The organism is Dysosmobacter sp., assembly GCF_052306735.1.
In the GTDB taxonomy this organism is placed as follows: Bacteria; Bacillota; Clostridia; order Oscillospirales; family Oscillospiraceae; genus Oscillibacter.
The window spans coordinates 38762-54469 of record NZ_DAWBAJ010000012.1; the positions used below are offsets into that span (position 1 = coordinate 38762).

Sequence of the window (15708 nt, forward strand, 5' to 3'; positions counted from 1 at the left end):
CCCCGCTGCTTATCTTTCTTTTTGTGCACGATATTGTCCGTACAGGTCAAGATTATGTTTATTTCCGCAGGAACACCAGGCCCAGGGTATCCGGCCCGCAGTGGCAGAAGACGGTGCAGCCGGCCTTGGCCTCGATGATCTCGTCGAAATGGCCGCACTCCTCCAGCACCCGGCGGGCAGTCTCCTGGATACCGGGGGTACGGCAGCTGTCCACCAGGAACACCCGATGCCGGTCAATATCCGTCCGGGTGGCCACCCGGTCGCGGACGTAATCCGCCACTACCTTCTCCATGGAGCCCCGGTACTTCTTGGTGACGCCCATGCGGCCGCTGATGACCTCAATGCAGGGGTGGAGCTTCAGCAGGTTGGCGCCCAGGGCCGTGACGGCGGAGCAGCGTCCGCCCTTTTTCATATAGTCCAGCCGGTCCAGCACAAAGCTGATCTCCACCCGGGGCGTCAGATCCTCCAGCAGGGAGAGGATCTCCCCCACGGACTTGCCGTCCTTGGCCGCCTCCGCCGCCGCCAGCACCAGCCAGCCGTGGCCCACGGAGAGGTTCTGGGAGTCCACCACATAGACCTCCGGCACCTCCTCCGCCGCCAGCTTGGCATTCTGGTAGCAGGAGGAAAAGCCCATGCCGATGTTCAGGTGGATCACAGCGTCGTACCTGGCGGTCATCTCCCGGAACACCGTCTCGTAATCCGCCGCGTTGACGGCGTTGGTGGTGGTGATCTCCCCGCCGGCGTCCACATGGGCAGCAATGTCCGCGGTGCGGATGTCCACGCCGTCCCGGTAGAGCTTACCGGCCTTGACGATCCCCAGGGGGATCACGGTGATGTCATATTTCTCCAGCAGACTGCTGGGCAGATCACAGGTGCTGTCGGTGGTGATCTTAATCATGGATTAACACTCCTCTCGGCCCTTTGGACCGTTCTCCTCAATCTCTGCCGCGGCGCTGCTTCCCGGGAAGTGCGCCCTCAGCGTGCAATGCCTATACACAGTTATTTTAGCACAGTTCTTTTGGAATTTCCACACATTCCGGACAGGTTTTTCTCCCGGCGGAGGAATCATTTCCCTTCCAGCTCAAAAGACCTGTTTTCCAGAGAAAGCAGCAAAAAAGCGCCCGCCGCGGCGCTTTTTTGTTTTCAATTCTCCAGTTCTATCCTCCGGGCCCCCAGATCCGCCGCGTCCCGGGGATCGTGGGTCACCAGCAGGACGGGCTTGTCTTCCGCCGCCCGGCGGACACAATCCAGGGCCCGCAGGCGGTTGTCCCCGTCCAGGCCGGTAAAGGGCTCGTCCAGCACCAGGACGTCACTGGGAGCAAGCAGCGCCCGGGCCAGGGCCAGCCGCCGCTTCATACCGCCGGAGTAGTCCCGGACAATCTTGCTGCCCACGTCTCCCAGGCCCAGCTCCTCCAGCAGGGCCCGGGCGGCAGGCTCCTCCAAAGCCGGCCCCAGCACAAAGCGGAGGTTCCCCAGGGCGTCCAGTCCCTCCAGCAGACGGTCCTCCTGAAAGACGGCGGCGAACCGGCATCCGGCAGGGACGGATACCTCCCCGCCATCCGGAGTCTCCAGCCCCAGGATCAGCCGCAGCAACGTGGTCTTGCCGCTGCCGGAGGGGGCCATGACACAGGTGACCCCCGCCCCGGCGGTGAAGCTGACGTTTTGCAGCACCGTCTTCCCACCGTAGGACTTGGTGAGATTGCGTACCTGGATCTTCATGACGCCCCCGCCTTTCTGCCCAAGGCATCCACACCTGCCAGAAAGAGCTTTTCAAATCCCACGGACACCGCCACGATGACGGCGGTCCAGGCGAAGAGGTCCGGGGTCTCAAAGTAGATTTTGGCGGTGTAGAGCCGCTCCCCTATGGTGCCTGCCGGAAGGCCGATGACCTCCGCCGCGATGCCGGACTTCCAGCAAAGGCCCAGGCCCAGGGCAGTGGCGGAGCGGAAGTATGGCAGCGCCGCCGGGACATATACATTCCACACCATCCGGCGCCAGGGCACCCGGAACACCCGGGCCATCTCCAGCAGCTGCCGGTCAGCCCCGGCGATGCCAGCGCGGACGTTCAGGTACACCGGCGGAAACACCATGAGCCCCGCGATGAACACCGAGAGGTTCCGGGCGTCAAAAAAGATCAACGTCAGAATGATGAAGGACACCACCGGTACCGCCTTCACCGCCGCCACCAGGGGAGCAAGCAGCTCCCCCACCCGCCGGAACCGGACGGAGAGCCCGCCGCACACCACCGCCAGCAGGCAGGAGAGGAGAAAGCCCCCCAGGATCCGCCCCGCCGATGCAGCGACTGCCTGCCAGAAACCCGCCGTCCCCGCCAGCTGCAAAAGCCGCCAAAGGGCGCTGAGGGGGGAGGCCAGCAGCAGCATCTTTCCCCCGGTGGTGGCGGCCAGGGCCATGCTGCCCCCCTGCCACACCAGCAGCCAGAAGGCCACCGCCCACAGCCGCAGGCGGCCGTTTTTCCGTCTCATGGGCGGTCACCTCCTTGCCATTTTGTATAATTGCCTCTGATCTTTACGCCCCGTAATAGAAATCGTCCCCGGGAAGGCCCGCGTCGTCTCCGGCCTGGGCACCCACGGAGGAAGGATCCTCCTCAAAGAGGACCTGGAGATAGCCGGAGAGCTTCTCCTTCATCTCCGCCCCGGTGATGCACACGATGTTGCAGGCAGGCAGGGCCTTCTCCGCCACTGCCGCGTCCACGATGCCGTAGTCCCCGATGAGGGCGGCGGCGTCAGCGGTGTTGGCGTTGACCCACTCCACACTCTGGGCATAGTCCGCCAGGAAGGCGTCAATGGCGGCGGGGTTTTCCTCCACCACGTCCTTCCGGGCCACCACCACGCCGGTGAGGAGGGCAGAGCCGTTGTCCAGGGCGTCCCACTCCTCCGTCAGATCCAAGGCCACCCGCAGATCCTGGAGCTTGCTCTGGGCCACGGTGACAAAGGGCTGGGGTAGCATGGCAATGGTGGCCGCTCCGGTGGCCAGGGCGCTGACGCACTCAGAGTGCTCGCTCTTCCAGTCGATGACCACGCCGCCGTCGGGATCCACGCCGTTCTCCCGCAGCAAATAGCGCAGAGCATACTCCGGGGTGCTGCCCTTGCCGGAAGCCACGATGGTCTTCCCCGCCAGGTCCGCCATGGAGGTCACGGCGTTGCCGTTTTCCACGATATAGAGGACGCCCAGGGTGTTGATGCCCAGGGTCACGATCTCTCCGCCGGTCTTCTGGTACAGCACCGCCGCCAGGTTGGCGGGAACGCAGGCGATGTCCAGCTCTCCCTGCATGAGCTTGGGGCTCACCTCGTCGGCGGAAGCCGCCAGGGTGAAGGTGTAAAGATTCCCTACCTCTCCTTCATAAGGCTCGCTGGAATCCAGCATCTGCCCGCTCTTCTCCTCGGCGTCGTGCATGAGCTTCACCAGGCCCATAGCGGTGGGGCCCTTCAGAGCCGCTACATTGTAATGAGCTGCCGGTGTCTCCTCCGTCTCTTGGGTCTGGGTCTCCTGCTGGCCGCAAGAGGCTAGGGCCAGGGTCAATGCCAGGGCCAGCACCAGGGCGCCGGCTTTCTTCCACAGTTTCATAGTTGGTTCCTCTCTTTCTGGTTTTGTTGCTCCCGCCCTCAGGACAGGGCCTCCTCCGGGGCGTACACCGTCTTGGCGGTGATGCCCGGCAGCCGTCCCACTTTGCCCGACAGGGCGGAGATAACGTCCATGGGGGCGTCCATGGCCACGGAGATAATGCTCACCCCCCGCTGGTGGTAAGGCACCCCCATGCGGCCCACGATATAGCTGCTGTACTGGTGGAGCAGGCCGTTGAGCTGCGCCACGGAGTCGGGGTTTTTCACGATGACGGCCATGACGGCCACCCGTGTTGCCATGTCTGCCTCCTTCCGGGTGCCAAAAAACGCCCTCCGCCGGTTTGGCGAAGGGCGCGCAGCACGAAGTCGACGCGGGCCTCCCGCGCCTGTGCTCCCCCCTCTTGCGGCCGGGACAGGCCCGGGCCGGTCAGACCGGTGGAATCCGTGATAGATATGTCCGCCGGTCAGAACTTCTTCCCGGGGACGGCAAGAGTATACCATGCCCTCCCGCCGCCGTCAACGAAAAAGAAATCAGACTGTCTGGTACCCAAGGTATCCTGCGCGACGGGAAGGAAGAGAGTTACGAGAGGAACCCAGGAAGGGTTCCTCTCGTTTTGAATCATAAGTTTTTTGGAGTTCCAAAAAACTTGCGCAGCCTGTCTTCGGCAGGCTGCGACGGAGGCTTCCGCCTCCGTCTTAGAATCTCGTCTGTTCTCAGCAGCGGCTGTAAGCGGCCGTCAGGTCCCGGATCTCCCCCGCCAGGGCCGGAGACACCGCGCCGGAGGCCATGCGCCAGCGCCAGTTGCCCTCCGCCACGCCGGGGACGTTGATCCGCGCCTCGCTGCCCAGGCCCAGATAGTCCTGCATCTGGGCCACGAACAGCTCCGCCACGCTCCCCTGGCCCAGCCGCAGCAGGGCCCGGCGCACATCCTCCGCCCCGGAAACTCCCAGGTACCGCTGGGCAAAGGCCCGCTCAGCGTCGGAGGCATGGGCATACCAGCCCAGGGCGGTGTCGTTGTCGTGGGTACCGGTGTAGCAGATGCAGTGGGGTTGATAATGGTGGGGAAGGTAGGCGTTGTCGGGGCCGGAGAAGGCAAACTCCAGCACCTTCATGCCGGGAAGCCCGGACTCCTCCCGCAGCCGGTGGACATCGTCGGTGAGGATGCCTAAGTCCTCCGCTACAAAGGTGATCTGGGGAAACCAGCCGGTGAGGACCCCCAAAAGGGCCATGCCGGGGCCCTTCTCCCACTGACCGGTTTTGGCAGTGGCGGATCCGGCGGGAACGGCCCAGTAGCTCTCCAGCCCCCGGAAGTGGTCAATACGCACCGCGTCCACCAGGCGGGAGGCACCCTCCACCCGGCGGATCCACCAGCCGAAGCCGTCGGCCTTCATGGCACTCCAGTTGTAGAGGGGATTGCCCCAGAGCTGGCCGTCCTCTGAGAAGTAGTCCGGGGGAACGCCCGCCACCTTGGCCGGGCGGCCCGCCCCGTCCAGCAAAAACTCCTTGCGCTCCGCCCATACGTCGGCACTGTCCAGGGAGACGTAGATGGGCAGGTCCCCCATGAGCTTGACGCCCTTTCCATTGACATAGGACTTGAAGTCCGCCCACTGGGTGAAGAACCAATACTGCACGCAGCTGTGGTAGGCGATGTCCTCCGCCAGCTCCACCCGCCAGTGCTCCACCGCCGCCGTCTCGTGACGGCGCAGGGCCTCATCCGGCCACTGGAACCAGGCGGCGTCGCCGAATCGGGTCTTCAGAGCCCGATACAACGCGTATTCTTTCAGCCAGGGATTCCGCTCTGTAAACTCCCGCACCGCCTGGGCCTCCTCACCGCTGACGCGGTCAAAGGCCTGGCGCAGCAGGGTTTCCCGGCTCTGCCGCACAGCAGCGTAGTCGATGGCCGCCCCCTGGGGCAGCCGGGCGGCAGAGAGCTCCGCCTCTGTCAGCATTCCCCGCCGGGCCAGCAGGTCCGGGTCGATGAAAAAGGGGTTTCCGGCAAAGGTGGACTCACTGGTATAGGGGGAATCCCCGGCTCCCGTGGGCCCCACCGGCAAAATCTGCCACCAGCGCTGTCCGGCGGCGGCAAGGAAATCCGCAAAGGCCCGGGCCTCCCGGCCCACCGTCCCGATCCCGTAGGGGCCGGGCAGGGAAAAAATCGGCATGAGAATGCCGGCTGCACGTTCCATATGCTCTGCTCTCCTCTTTTCTTTACTAGACGTTACCATTGTATGCAACCGGCCAGATTTTGTCAAGCCGCACAAAAGCTGGCGTATTATCCTTCTTTCTTTTAGTTATTTTTCTTGTTTTTCGTAAATTTCTGCGGATTTGCGGCAGTTTGTCTCTCCTTTTCTTCCGCAAAGATCTGTGTTATGCTGAGAAAAAAGTTCCGCAACTGCCGGTTGACAAAGAGAAACCCACCGGTGGTAGCGGTTTGGGCCAATCCCTGCTATGCTGAGGGCAAAGGAGGAGACGACCATGGACAACACCAACACCCTGGGCGGCCGCATCCAGGCGGGCCGCAAGGCCGCCGGCCTCTCTCAGGAGGCCCTGGGAGAGCGGCTGGGGGTCTCCCGGCAGGCGGTCAGCAAGTGGGAATCGGACGCCGCCGTGCCGGAGCTGGAAAACCTCATCGCCATGAGCCGGATCTTCGGCGTCACCATCGGCGCCCTGCTGGGGGTGGAGCCGACCGCGGAGGTCCCCGGCCAGGGCGAGCCCGCCCCGCCGGAGGAACGCGGGGACGCCGGAGGACCGGAGGACACCACCCCCTCCCTCGCCGGGGAGCTGACGGAGCGCGAGCTGGCGGCGGCGGAGGCCATCGCGGAAAAGTATCTGGCGGCGGCCCGGCCCCGGTGGAGCCGGAGGCGGAAAATCGCCGTGGGCGCAGCGGGATGCCTTTTGGTGCTGGGACTGGCACTGGCGGGAAATCGGCTGATTGCCCTGGACAGGCAAATGGACGATCTCCGGTTCCAGATGGCAGATGTCCAAAGCCAGGTCAGCCAGCAGCTGTCCGATCTCACCGGCCAGGTTACCGGTCAAATCAGTAATATATTGGACAAAAAGGATAATATTATCTCCAATTATGACACAAAGGTCACGGATTTTGATTTAGAGGCAAGCACCGTGACTCTGACGGTGTCTGTCGTACCCAAGGAGTGGACGGAGGACACCACCGCTTCTTTTACCGCCATTCTCTCCGACGGGCGGCAGTTCCAGACGGAGGCCGTCCGGCAAGATGGGACTTTCACGGCAGCAAACTGGGTCCTGCCCACGGACCCGGAAATCACCCTTTCCGCGGCCCTCACCAGCAGCGGCACCACCCGCTCCAGCCCCTTTGAGATCCTGCACGACTGTCTGCCCGGAGCCTTCCAGCTTCGCGTGGGCGGCAGCTGGGATATGACGCGGTACCAGGGCACGGGGAAGGTGTCATTTGGGGCACTGAATCTCCACATCGAGCCGGATCCCGGTATAAATCTGCTCCCCACAGCGGTGGACCTGTGCCTGTACCGAAACCAGGAAACGGAGCCGGAGCAGGTGCTCCCCATGCCGTGGGCGGTAGACCTGTATCGGGATCAGGGCTATGCCTACATTTACAATGAGCAGGATTTCGAGACAGCGTGCACTCTGGAGAAGGGCGACACCCTGGTGGCGGCGGTGCGAATCACCGATGACCACGGCCAGACCACCTGGACGGTGCTGGAGGCCTGCTGCTTTTCTGACGGCTTTTCCCCCGACATGCCCCAGCCCATCGACGTTTCGCCGGACTGGGTTCCGGGCCAGGCCGTATAGTCCCGGCGGAATCGAAAAGAGCCGCCCCTCTTTTGAGGGGCGGCTCCCTTGATGTTTGGAGCTTACTTCATCAGCTCGTACATCACGGCCTTGATGGTGTGCATGCGGTTTTCCGCCTCGTCAAAGACGATGGACTGCGCACTCTCAAAGACCTCGTCGGTGACCTCCATGGCCTCCCGGCCGAACTTCTCGCCCATTTCCTTGCCCACCTTGGTCTTGTGGTCGTGGTAGGCGGGCAGGCAGTGCATGAAGCGGCATTGGGGGCCGGCGTTGTCCATCAGGGCCTTGGTCACCTGATAGGGGGCCAGGGCCGCGATGCGCTCCGCCCAAACCTCCACCGGCTCGCCCATGGAGACCCACACGTCGGTGTAGAGGACGTCGGCTCCCTTGGTGGCGGTCATGGGATCCTCGATGAACTCCAGCACGGCGCCGGTCTCGGCGGCGATAGCCTGGCAAGTGTCGATGAGGGCCTGATCCGGGAAATACGCCTTGGGGGCGCAGGCCACAAAGTACATGCCCATCTTGGCACAGCCCACCATCAGGGAGTTGCCCATGTTATACCGGGCGTCCCCCAGGTACACCAGCTTCACCCCCTGGAGCTTGCCGAAGTGCTCCCGGATGGTGAGAAAGTCCGCCAAAATCTGGGTGGGATGGAACTCGTTGGTCAGGCCGTTGAACACGGGCACCCCGGCGTACTTGGCCAGCTCCTCCACGATCTCCTGGCCGAAGCCCCGGTACTCGATGCCGTCGTACATGCGGCCCAGGACCCGGGCGGTGTCGGCAATGGACTCCTTAACGCCGATCTGGGAACCGGTGGGCCCCAGGTAGGTGGATCCCATGCCCAGATCCTGGGCGGCCACCTCAAAGGCGCAGCGGGTGCGGGTGGAGGTCTTCTCAAAAATCAGGGCAACGTTCTTCCCCTCCAGGTAGCGGTGGGGGATGCCCGCCTTCTTCTTGGCCTTCAGGTCCGCGGCGGTGTCCAGGAACTGGTTGATCTCAGCGGGGGTGAAGTCCAGGAGCTTCAGGAAATGGGTGTGGTTTTCCATAGGTCATCCTCATTTCATCAGATTTGCGGCGCCGTGGGCGCCTGTTGAAGCCGGGAGGATTTTGCAAAATCTTCCCGTTATAGTAAGAGTAATGGTAAAAGCAATGGTTATTCTTATGGTTAGGGTAGGCGCTTCCCGAGGCGCCATGCCCGAAGAGAGAAGAGGGGATCTCTCTTGTTCCTTCAGCGGAGGGTCTTTTCCATGATGGCAAGGCCCGCGTCCATCTCCTCCTTGGAGATCACCAGAGGCGGCAGCAGACGCAGACCCGGCCCGGCGGTGAGCACCAGCAGTCCGTTTTCAATGAGCTTACTCGCCAGGTCCTTGTTGGTCCAGCCATCCTTGACCTCCACGCCGATCATGAGGCCCATACCCCGGGTCTTGCCCAGGCAGGGGAGCTTCATGTCCTCGATGCGGTTGCGCAGGTAGGTGCCCTTGGCCTGGACGTCCTCCAAAAAGGCGTCGGTGAGGGTCTCCTGCACCACCAGACCCGCGGCGGCGCAGACGGGGTTGGCACCGAAAGTGGTGGCGTGCATGCCGGGGCCCAGGACGTTGCGGCACTTCTCATTGGCCATGATGCCGCTCATGGGAAGGCCCCCGGCGATGCCCTTGGCGAAAGACACCACGTCCGGCAAAACGCCGTACTGCTGGAAGGCGAAGAGGCTGCCGGTGCGGCCCACGCCGCTTTGCACCTCGTCCACCAGCAGCAGCCAGTCCCGCTGGGCGCACAGCTTGGCCACCGCCTGGACATAAGTCTTATCCAGAGGCAGCACGCCGCCCTCGCCCTGGATGAGCTCCATCATCACGGCGCACACGTCCCCGCCCTGATCCTCCAGGGCGGCAAGGTCGTTGGCCGGCGCGTAGCGGAAGCCCTCGGTGAAGGGGAAGAAGTAGTTGTGGAACACCTCCTGGCCGGTGGCCATGAGGGTGGTGATGGTGCGGCCGTGGAAGGAGTTTTTCAGCGTGACGATGGTGGCGCGGCCCTTGCCGTACTTATCAAAGCTGTACTTTCTCGCCAGCTTGATCATGCCCTCGTTGGCCTCGCCGCCGCCGTTGGCGAAAAAGACGCAGCTCTCGCCGGTGCGCTTGCAGAGGATCTCCGCCAGGCGGGCGGCGGGTTCCGTGTAGAAGATGTTGGAGACATGCCCCAGCTTCTTGGCCTGGGCGGTGATGGCCTCCACCCACTTGGGGTCGCCGTAGCCCAGGGACGTGACGCCGATGCCGCTGGCAAAGTCGATGTAGGCGTTGCCCTCGGGGTCGTAGAGGGTGGCGCCCTCGCCGTGGTCGATGGCCACCGGGAAGCGGCCGTAGGTATTCATGATGTACTGGCCCGTCAGGGCCTTGATGGCTTCACTGGTCATAATATCCTCCTCGTTGATTAGGGCGCGGCAAACGCCTTATTTTTCCTGCTGGAGCATGGTGCCGATGCCCCGGTCGGAGAGCAGCTCGATCAAAATGGAGTGGGGGATGCGGCCGTCCAGGATGTGGACCCGCTCCACGCCGCCGTTGATGGCGTCCACGCAGCACTCCATCTTGGGGATCATACCCCCGGAGATGATCCCCCGGGCCACCAGGCCCGGCACTTCGTAGGTGTGGACCACGTGGATGAGGGTGTCCTCGTCCCGGGGATCCTGCAAAAGGCCCCGGACGTCCGTCAGGAGGATCAGCTTCTCCGCGTGAAGGGCCTCCGCCAGCTTGGCGGCGGCGGTGTCGGCGTTGATGTTGTAGGCAGTGTCGGCGTCGGTGCCCTGGGCCACGGTGGACACCACCGGGATGTAGCCGGTCATCAGGGCGTTTTCCACCGGCTCCGGGTTCACGCCGGTGATCTTGCCCACCAGGCCGTACTTCTCATCCAGCTGCACCGCCTGGAACAGCTGCCCGTCCAGGCCGCACAGGCCCACCGCCTGGCCTCCCAGCCGGTTGAGCTGCGCCACCAGGTTCTTGTTGACCTTGCCGCACAGCACGCTCTGCACCACATCCATGGTCTCCTCGTCGGTGTAGCGCAGGCCATCCACAAAGTGGGACTCGTGGCCGATCTTTTTCAGCATGGCGGAAATCTCCGGCCCGCCGCCGTGGACCACCACCACCCGGATGCCCACCAGGGAGAGCAGGATGATGTCGCTCATGACGGCTTTTCGCAGCTCGTCGGAAACCATGGCGTTGCCGCCGTATTTGATGACGATGGTCTTGCCGGTGAATTTTTGAATATAGGGCAGGGCCTCCACCAGGGTCTGGGCCTGCTGTGCGTGGGAGGACATGGGAATCAGCTCCTTAGTTGGTTGAGATGGGGACGCGTCGTCCCGGAAGGATGGGTCTCAGGTACGGTAGTCCCCGTTGATCTTGATGTAATCGTAGGTGATGTCGCAGCCCCAGCAGGTGCACTGGGCGCTGCCGCTGTGGAGGTCCACCAGGATCTCCACGTCGTGCTCCGTGAGGATCTTCTTGGCCAAGTCCTCGTCAAAGGGAAGGCCACGGCCCTGCTGACACACGGCGATCTCCCCCGCCGCGCTGGCAAAGGAGACATCCACGGTCTCCGGGTCGAAGTCCGCCCCGGAGTAGCCCATGGCGCACAGCACCCGGCCCCAGTTGGCGTCGGCGCCGAAGATGGCGGCCTTGGTGAGGGTGGAGGAGATGACGCTCTTGGCGATGGTCTCCGCCTGTGCTTCCTCCTTGGCGCCGGAGACGGTGCAGGTGAGGAGGTGCCGGGCGCCCTCGCCGTCGGAGGCCATCTTCTTGGCAAGGGTCACGCACAATGCCTGGAGAGCCTCCAGGAAGGCATCGTAATCTTCGCCCTTTTCCGTAATGAGGGCGTTGCCTGCCAGGCCGTTGGCCAGGACGCAGCAGGTATCGTTGGTGGAGGTGTCCCCGTCCACGCTGATGCGGTTGAAGCTGACGTTCACCGTCTCCAGGAGGGCCGTCTTGATCATCTCCGGGGAGATGGCGCAGTCGGTGGTGAGGAAGCAGAGCATGGTGCCCATGTTGGGGTGGATCATGCCGGAGCCCTTGGCGATGCCGCCCATCCGGACGGTCTTGCCGCCGATGACGGTCTCCACCGCCACTTCCTTTTTCACGGTGTCCGTGGTCATGATGGCGTGGGCCGCGGCGTCGCTGGCCTCGTCGGAGCGGGCCAGGGCTGCATACAGGGCGGGCATGCCCTCCTCGATAACGGAGATGTTGAGGGTCTGGCCGATGACGCCGGTGGAGGCCACCACCATGTCCTCCGGGGCGCAGCCGATGGCCTTGGCCGCCGCCGCGCACATCTTCTCCGCGTTCTCCTCTCCCTGGGGGGCGCAGGCGTTGGCGTTGCCGCTGTTGGCGATCACTGCCCGGGCCTTGCCGTTTACCAGGTGGGCTTTCGTCACATGAATGGGAGCGGACTTTACCACGTTCTTGGTGAACACGCCCGCCGCCGCGCACTCCACGTCGGAGACGATGAGAGCCACGTCCTTTTTCCAGGTCGCATGGGTCTTGACGCCCACATGGATGCCCGCGGCCCGGAAGCCCTGAGCGGCGCAGACGCCGCCGTCGATAAACTTGAGCATAAGTTCCTCCTTATTTCTTGGCCGGGGCCTGTGGCCGCCGGTGGATGGGGTAAAAGTTGTGGGAACCGGGATCAGAGGAGGCTGGTGGTCTCCTCCAGCCCCAGCATAATGTTCATGTTCTGGACAGCGGCGCCGGAGGCACCCTTGCCCAGGTTATCGAACAGGGCCGTCACGGTAAAGGATTCATCGTTGCCTGCCACCACGATTTGGAGGTCGTTGTCCCCGGCCTTGACGCCGGCGTACAGCTTGGCGGCACCCTCCGGGGCCACCTTCACCATCTGCTGCCCGGCGTAGTGGGCGGCGTAGGCCTCCCACACCTGATGGAGAGAGGTGACGCCTTTCATCTGCCCTGTGTGGAGCATGACGGTGGTGGCCATGCCCTTGTAGTAGTCGTCCACCACCGGGACGAACACCGGCGGCTTCTCAAGGCCGCAGATGGTCTGCATCTCCGGCAGGTGCTTGTGGGTCTGGCCCAGGCCGTAGGGGCAGGGGCTTGCCAGCTCCGCCGGACGGTCCGCCGCCTCGTACTGGGCGATCATCTTCTTACCGCCGCCGGAGTAGCCGGTGAGGGAGAAGCAGGAAAGATCCGCGTCCGGGGGCAGCAGTCCCGCTGCTACCAGAGGGTACACCACAGAGATAAAGCCCGTGGCGTGGCAGCCGGGGTTGGCCACCCGCTTGGCCTTGGCGATGGCTTCACGCTGCCCGGCTTTGAGCTCCGGGAAGCCGTAGACCCAGCCGGGGGCCGTGCGGTGGGCGGTGGAGGCGTCGATGATGGCGGTATTGGGGTTTTCCACCAGGGCTACCGCTTCGATGGCCGCCGCATCGGGCAGGCACAAAAAGACGATGTCCGAGGCATCCATGAGCTTTTTGCGCTCCGCGGGGTCCTTGCGCTTGTCCTCGTCGATGAGGAGCAGGGTAAGGTCCTCCCGCTTTGCCAGGCGGTCATAGATTTGGAGGCCGGTGGTGCCCTCCTTGCCGTCGATATAAACCTTGGGTTTCAATGGGAACATCTCCCTTATTTATTTGGTGTGGGCCTGGATGAAGGCCTCCATCTCCGCGATCTGGCGGGTGGTCTCCGCCACGGCGGGGCCGCCGTAGCTTGCCCGGAGGGCCATGCAGTTCTCCAGGTTCAGGGCATCGTAGACGTCCTCCTCAAAGAGGTCGGAGGCAGCTTTCAGCTCCGGGAGGGTCAGCTCCTCCAGCGTCTTCCCCGCCGCCGTACACTGGGCCACCAGGTGGCCGGTGACGGTGTAGGCATCCCGGAAGGGCATGCCCTTTTTGGTGAGGTAGTCGGCGCAGTCCGTGGCGTTGATGAAGCCGTGGCCCGCCGCCTTGCGCATGTTGTCGGTGCGGACGGTCATGGTATCCAGCATGGCGGCAAAGACGGGCAGGCACATCTCCACGGTGTCCACCGCGTCAAAGACCGGCTCCTTGTCCTCCTGCATATCCTTGTTGTAGGCAAGGGGCAGACCCTTCATGGCGGTGAGGAGGCTCATGAGATTGCCGTAGACTCGTCCCGTCTTGCCCCGCACCAGCTCGGCAACGTCCGGGTTCTTCTTCTGGGGCATGATGGAGGAGCCGGTGGCGTAGGCATCGTCCAGCTCGATGAACTTGAACTCCCAGCTGCACCAGAGGATGACCTCCTCGGAAAAGCGGGAGAGGTGCATCATGAGGATGGAGAGGGCGCTCAAAAACTCCAATGCGTAGTCCCGGTCGGAGACCCCGTCCAGGGAGTTGCCCATGGGGCCGGCAAAGCCCAGGTCCCGGGCGGTCATGAAGCGGTCGATGGGATAGGTGGTGCCTGCCAGGGCGCCGGAGCCCAGGGGGCAGAGGTTCAGCCGCTCACGGCAGTCCTCCAGCCGGGTGACGTCCCGGCCCAGCATGGCGGCGTAGGCCATGAGGTGCTGGGCAAAGGAGATGGGCTGGGCCCGCTGGAGGTGGGTGTAGCCGGGCATGACGGCGGTCTGGTACTTCTTGGCCTGGCGGCAGAGCACCGCCTCCAGCTCCAGGAGCTGCTCCACGATGACGGGGATCTTCTCCCGGACGTACATCCGGAAGTCCAGGGCCACCTGGTCGTTCCGGGAGCGGCCGGTGTGGAGGCGCTTTCCCGCGTCCCCGATCCGCTGCGTGAGGAGGGCCTCCACATTCATGTGGATATCCTCGTTGTCAGCGGTGAATTCCACCTTCCCTGCCTCGATATCAGCCAGGATGGACTGGAGTCCCGCCACGATGGCCTCTGCGTCGGCGGCGGAGATGATGCCCGTGGCCCCCAGCATCTTGGCGTGGGCCATGGAGCCGGTGATATCCTCCTTGTAGAGCCGCTGGTCAAACTGGATGGAGGCGTTGAAGTCGTTGACAAGGGCGTCGGTATCCTTGCCGAACCGCCCGGACCAGAGTTTCATAGCAGTGTCCTTTCATCCAGGAGGCGGGACGAAGATTCCTCTCCGCCCCGCTCCTGTGGTTTTATGGTTGTGTTTTAGATTTCCCCCGCCGGGTTTTGGAATCATTTTCGCCGCGGCGCCCTCCAGAGGGGCTTCTCTTGCCCCTGCGGGGCAATTCACCTTCTGTACGTGGCGAAAATACCCCGACCCGCGCGTCCTTGGGGCGCGCACACCAGTGACCGATGTCACTGGTGTGTGGGGTGGTTAGGAGGGGAGCCTGCTCCCCTCCTAGGTTCTCTCTTACAGCTTTCCCTCTTCCCGGAGAGCCAGCACGGTATCGGGCAGGCCCCAGAGGTTGATGAAGCCGGTGGCGTTGGTCTGATCGTAGTCGCTCTCGTTGAAGGTCACCAGCTTCTCGGAGTACAGAGACTCGGGAGAGGTGACGGAGGCGGTGATGATGTTGCCCTTGTAGAGCTTGAGCTTCACGGTGCCGGTGACGTGCTTCTGGGTCTCCACAGCGAAGGCAGTGAGGGCCTCCCGCAGGGGAGTGAACCACTTGCCGTTGTACACCAGATCCGCAAAGTCCACCGCCAGCTTGCTCTTCATGTGCTTGGTGTCCTTGTCGATGGTGATCATCTCCAGGATCTCGTGGGCCTTGTAGAGGATGGTGCCGCCCGGGGTTTCATAGACGCCCCGGTCCTTCATGCCCACCAGCCGGTTTTCCACGATATCCAGCAGGCCGATGCCGTTGGCGCCGCCCAGGGCATTGAGCTTTTCGATGATGGCGCTGGCCTTCATCTTCTCGCCGTCAATGGCCACGGGCCAGCCCTTTTCAAAGTCCAGCGTCACATAGGTGGCCTTGTCGGGGGCCATGGCCGGAGAGACGCCCATCTCCAGGAAGCCGGGCTTGTCGTACTGGGGCTCGTTGGCGGGATCCTCCAGATCCAGGCCCTCGTGAGAGAGGTGCCAGAGGTTCTTGTCCTTGGAGTAATTGGTCTCCCGGGAGATCTTCAGGGGCACGTGGTGGGCCTCGGCGTAGTCGATCTCTTCGTCACGGCCCTTGATGTCCCACTCTCTCCAGGGGGCGATGATGGTCATTTCGGGAGCGAAGCGCTTGATGGCCAGTTCGAAACGCACCTGGTCGTTGCCCTTGCCGGTGCAGCCGTGGGCGATGGCGTCGGCACCTTCGGCCTTGGCGATCTCCACCAGCTTCTTGGCGATGACGGGCCGGGCAAAGGCGGTACCCAGCAGGTACTCCTCGTACTTGGCTCCCATCATCATGGAGGGGATGATGACATCGTCCACCATCTCGTCCACCAGATCCGCCACATACAGCTTGGAGGCGCCGGTCTTGATGGCCTTCTCCTCCAGGCC

Annotated in this window: 14 protein-coding genes; 1 reads left to right on the top strand and 13 read right to left on the bottom strand. The window is 63.5% G+C overall.

The window, feature by feature from the left end:
* Window positions 1-58 precede the first annotated feature (58 nt).
* The 6 genes from ACT67G_RS05050 to malQ all read right to left on the bottom strand — a co-directional run bounded on the left by ACT67G_RS05050 (window position 59) and on the right by malQ (window position 5807).
* Window positions 59-898, bottom strand: a complete 840-nt coding sequence (locus ACT67G_RS05050; RefSeq protein ID WP_443663265.1) for a DegV family protein — start codon at window positions 896-898, stop codon at window positions 59-61.
* Between the two features lie 245 nt (window positions 899-1143).
* Window positions 1144-1719 carry an ATP-binding cassette domain-containing protein gene (locus tag ACT67G_RS05055; protein ID WP_443663267.1) on the bottom strand — a complete coding sequence of 192 codons (576 nt, stop codon included), beginning with the start codon at window positions 1717-1719 and terminating at the stop codon, window positions 1144-1146.
* Complete coding sequence (locus ACT67G_RS05060) at window positions 1716-2483, bottom strand: ABC transporter permease (RefSeq protein WP_443663269.1); 768 nt, start codon at window positions 2481-2483, stop codon at window positions 1716-1718. Before ACT67G_RS05060 ends, ACT67G_RS05055 begins: the two co-directional genes overlap by 4 nt.
* A 43-nt stretch (window positions 2484-2526) precedes the next feature.
* A complete protein-coding gene (locus tag ACT67G_RS05065; RefSeq protein ID WP_443663270.1) occupies window positions 2527-3585 on the bottom strand; it encodes an ABC transporter substrate-binding protein in 1059 nt (352 codons plus the stop codon).
* 38 nt (window positions 3586-3623) lie between these two features.
* Window positions 3624-3881 carry a TM1266 family iron-only hydrogenase system putative regulator gene (locus tag ACT67G_RS05070; RefSeq protein ID WP_443663272.1) on the bottom strand — a complete coding sequence of 86 codons (258 nt, stop codon included), beginning with the start codon at window positions 3879-3881 and terminating at the stop codon, window positions 3624-3626.
* Window positions 3882-4295: 414 nt separating this feature from the next.
* Entirely contained in the window at window positions 4296-5807 is a 1512-nt protein-coding gene (gene malQ / locus ACT67G_RS05075) for a 4-alpha-glucanotransferase (protein WP_443663274.1), read from the bottom strand.
* A gap of 250 nt (window positions 5808-6057) precedes the next feature.
* Here malQ and ACT67G_RS05080 point away from each other — a divergent pair, with 250 nt between their 5' ends.
* A complete protein-coding gene (locus ACT67G_RS05080) occupies window positions 6058-7368 on the top strand; it encodes a helix-turn-helix domain-containing protein (protein ID WP_443663276.1) in 1311 nt (436 codons plus the stop codon).
* A gap of 62 nt (window positions 7369-7430) precedes the next feature.
* Here the strand turns inward: ACT67G_RS05080 and argF are convergent, their stop codons facing one another.
* The 7 genes from argF to ACT67G_RS05115 all read right to left on the bottom strand — a co-directional run.
* A complete protein-coding gene (gene argF, locus ACT67G_RS05085) occupies window positions 7431-8414 on the bottom strand; it encodes an ornithine carbamoyltransferase (protein ID WP_443663277.1) in 984 nt (327 codons plus the stop codon).
* 182 nt (window positions 8415-8596) lie between these two features.
* Window positions 8597-9772: an aspartate aminotransferase family protein gene (locus ACT67G_RS05090; protein WP_443663278.1), complete on the bottom strand. Its 1176-nt coding sequence runs from the start codon at window positions 9770-9772 to the stop codon at window positions 8597-8599.
* A 36-nt stretch (window positions 9773-9808) separates the two neighbouring features.
* On the bottom strand, window positions 9809-10669 hold the full coding sequence (argB, locus tag ACT67G_RS05095; protein WP_443663280.1) for an acetylglutamate kinase: 861 nt from the start codon (window positions 10667-10669) through the stop codon (window positions 9809-9811).
* A 57-nt stretch (window positions 10670-10726) separates the two neighbouring features.
* Complete coding sequence (gene argJ, locus ACT67G_RS05100; protein WP_443663281.1) at window positions 10727-11953, bottom strand: bifunctional glutamate N-acetyltransferase/amino-acid acetyltransferase ArgJ; 1227 nt, start codon at window positions 11951-11953, stop codon at window positions 10727-10729.
* Window positions 11954-12024: 71 nt separating this feature from the next.
* Window positions 12025-12954: an N-acetyl-gamma-glutamyl-phosphate reductase gene (gene argC, locus ACT67G_RS05105; RefSeq protein WP_443663282.1), complete on the bottom strand. Its 930-nt coding sequence runs from the start codon at window positions 12952-12954 to the stop codon at window positions 12025-12027.
* An 18-nt stretch (window positions 12955-12972) separates the two neighbouring features.
* Complete coding sequence (gene argH, locus ACT67G_RS05110) at window positions 12973-14355, bottom strand: argininosuccinate lyase (protein WP_443663284.1); 1383 nt, start codon at window positions 14353-14355, stop codon at window positions 12973-12975.
* Window positions 14356-14634: 279 nt separating this feature from the next.
* A partial coding sequence (locus ACT67G_RS05115) for an argininosuccinate synthase (RefSeq protein ID WP_443663285.1) occupies window positions 14635-15708 on the bottom strand: 1074 nt, incomplete at its 5' end.

Excerpts from the sequence above, each read along its gene's own strand:
- ACT67G_RS05050 (WP_443663265.1), bottom strand. The coding sequence starts at position 898 with ATGATTAAGATCACCACCGACAGCACCTGTGATCTGCCCAGCAGTCTG.
- ACT67G_RS05055 (WP_443663267.1), bottom strand. The coding sequence starts at position 1,719 with ATGAAGATCCAGGTACGCAATCTCACCAAGTCCTACGGTGGGAAGACG.
- ACT67G_RS05060 (WP_443663269.1), bottom strand. The coding sequence starts at position 2,483 with ATGAGACGGAAAAACGGCCGCCTGCGGCTGTGGGCGGTGGCCTTCTGG.
- ACT67G_RS05065 (WP_443663270.1), bottom strand. The coding sequence starts at position 3,585 with ATGAAACTGTGGAAGAAAGCCGGCGCCCTGGTGCTGGCCCTGGCATTG.
- ACT67G_RS05070 (WP_443663272.1), bottom strand. The coding sequence starts at position 3,881 with ATGGCAACACGGGTGGCCGTCATGGCCGTCATCGTGAAAAACCCCGAC.
- malQ (WP_443663274.1), bottom strand. The coding sequence starts at position 5,807 with ATGGTAACGTCTAGTAAAGAAAAGAGGAGAGCAGAGCATATGGAACGT.
- ACT67G_RS05080 (WP_443663276.1), top strand. The coding sequence starts at position 6,058 with ATGGACAACACCAACACCCTGGGCGGCCGCATCCAGGCGGGCCGCAAG.
- argF (WP_443663277.1), bottom strand. The coding sequence starts at position 8,414 with ATGGAAAACCACACCCATTTCCTGAAGCTCCTGGACTTCACCCCCGCT.
- ACT67G_RS05090 (WP_443663278.1), bottom strand. The coding sequence starts at position 9,772 with ATGACCAGTGAAGCCATCAAGGCCCTGACGGGCCAGTACATCATGAAT.
- argB (WP_443663280.1), bottom strand. The coding sequence starts at position 10,669 with ATGTCCTCCCACGCACAGCAGGCCCAGACCCTGGTGGAGGCCCTGCCC.
- argJ (WP_443663281.1), bottom strand. The coding sequence starts at position 11,953 with ATGCTCAAGTTTATCGACGGCGGCGTCTGCGCCGCTCAGGGCTTCCGG.
- argH (WP_443663284.1), bottom strand. The coding sequence starts at position 14,355 with ATGAAACTCTGGTCCGGGCGGTTCGGCAAGGATACCGACGCCCTTGTC.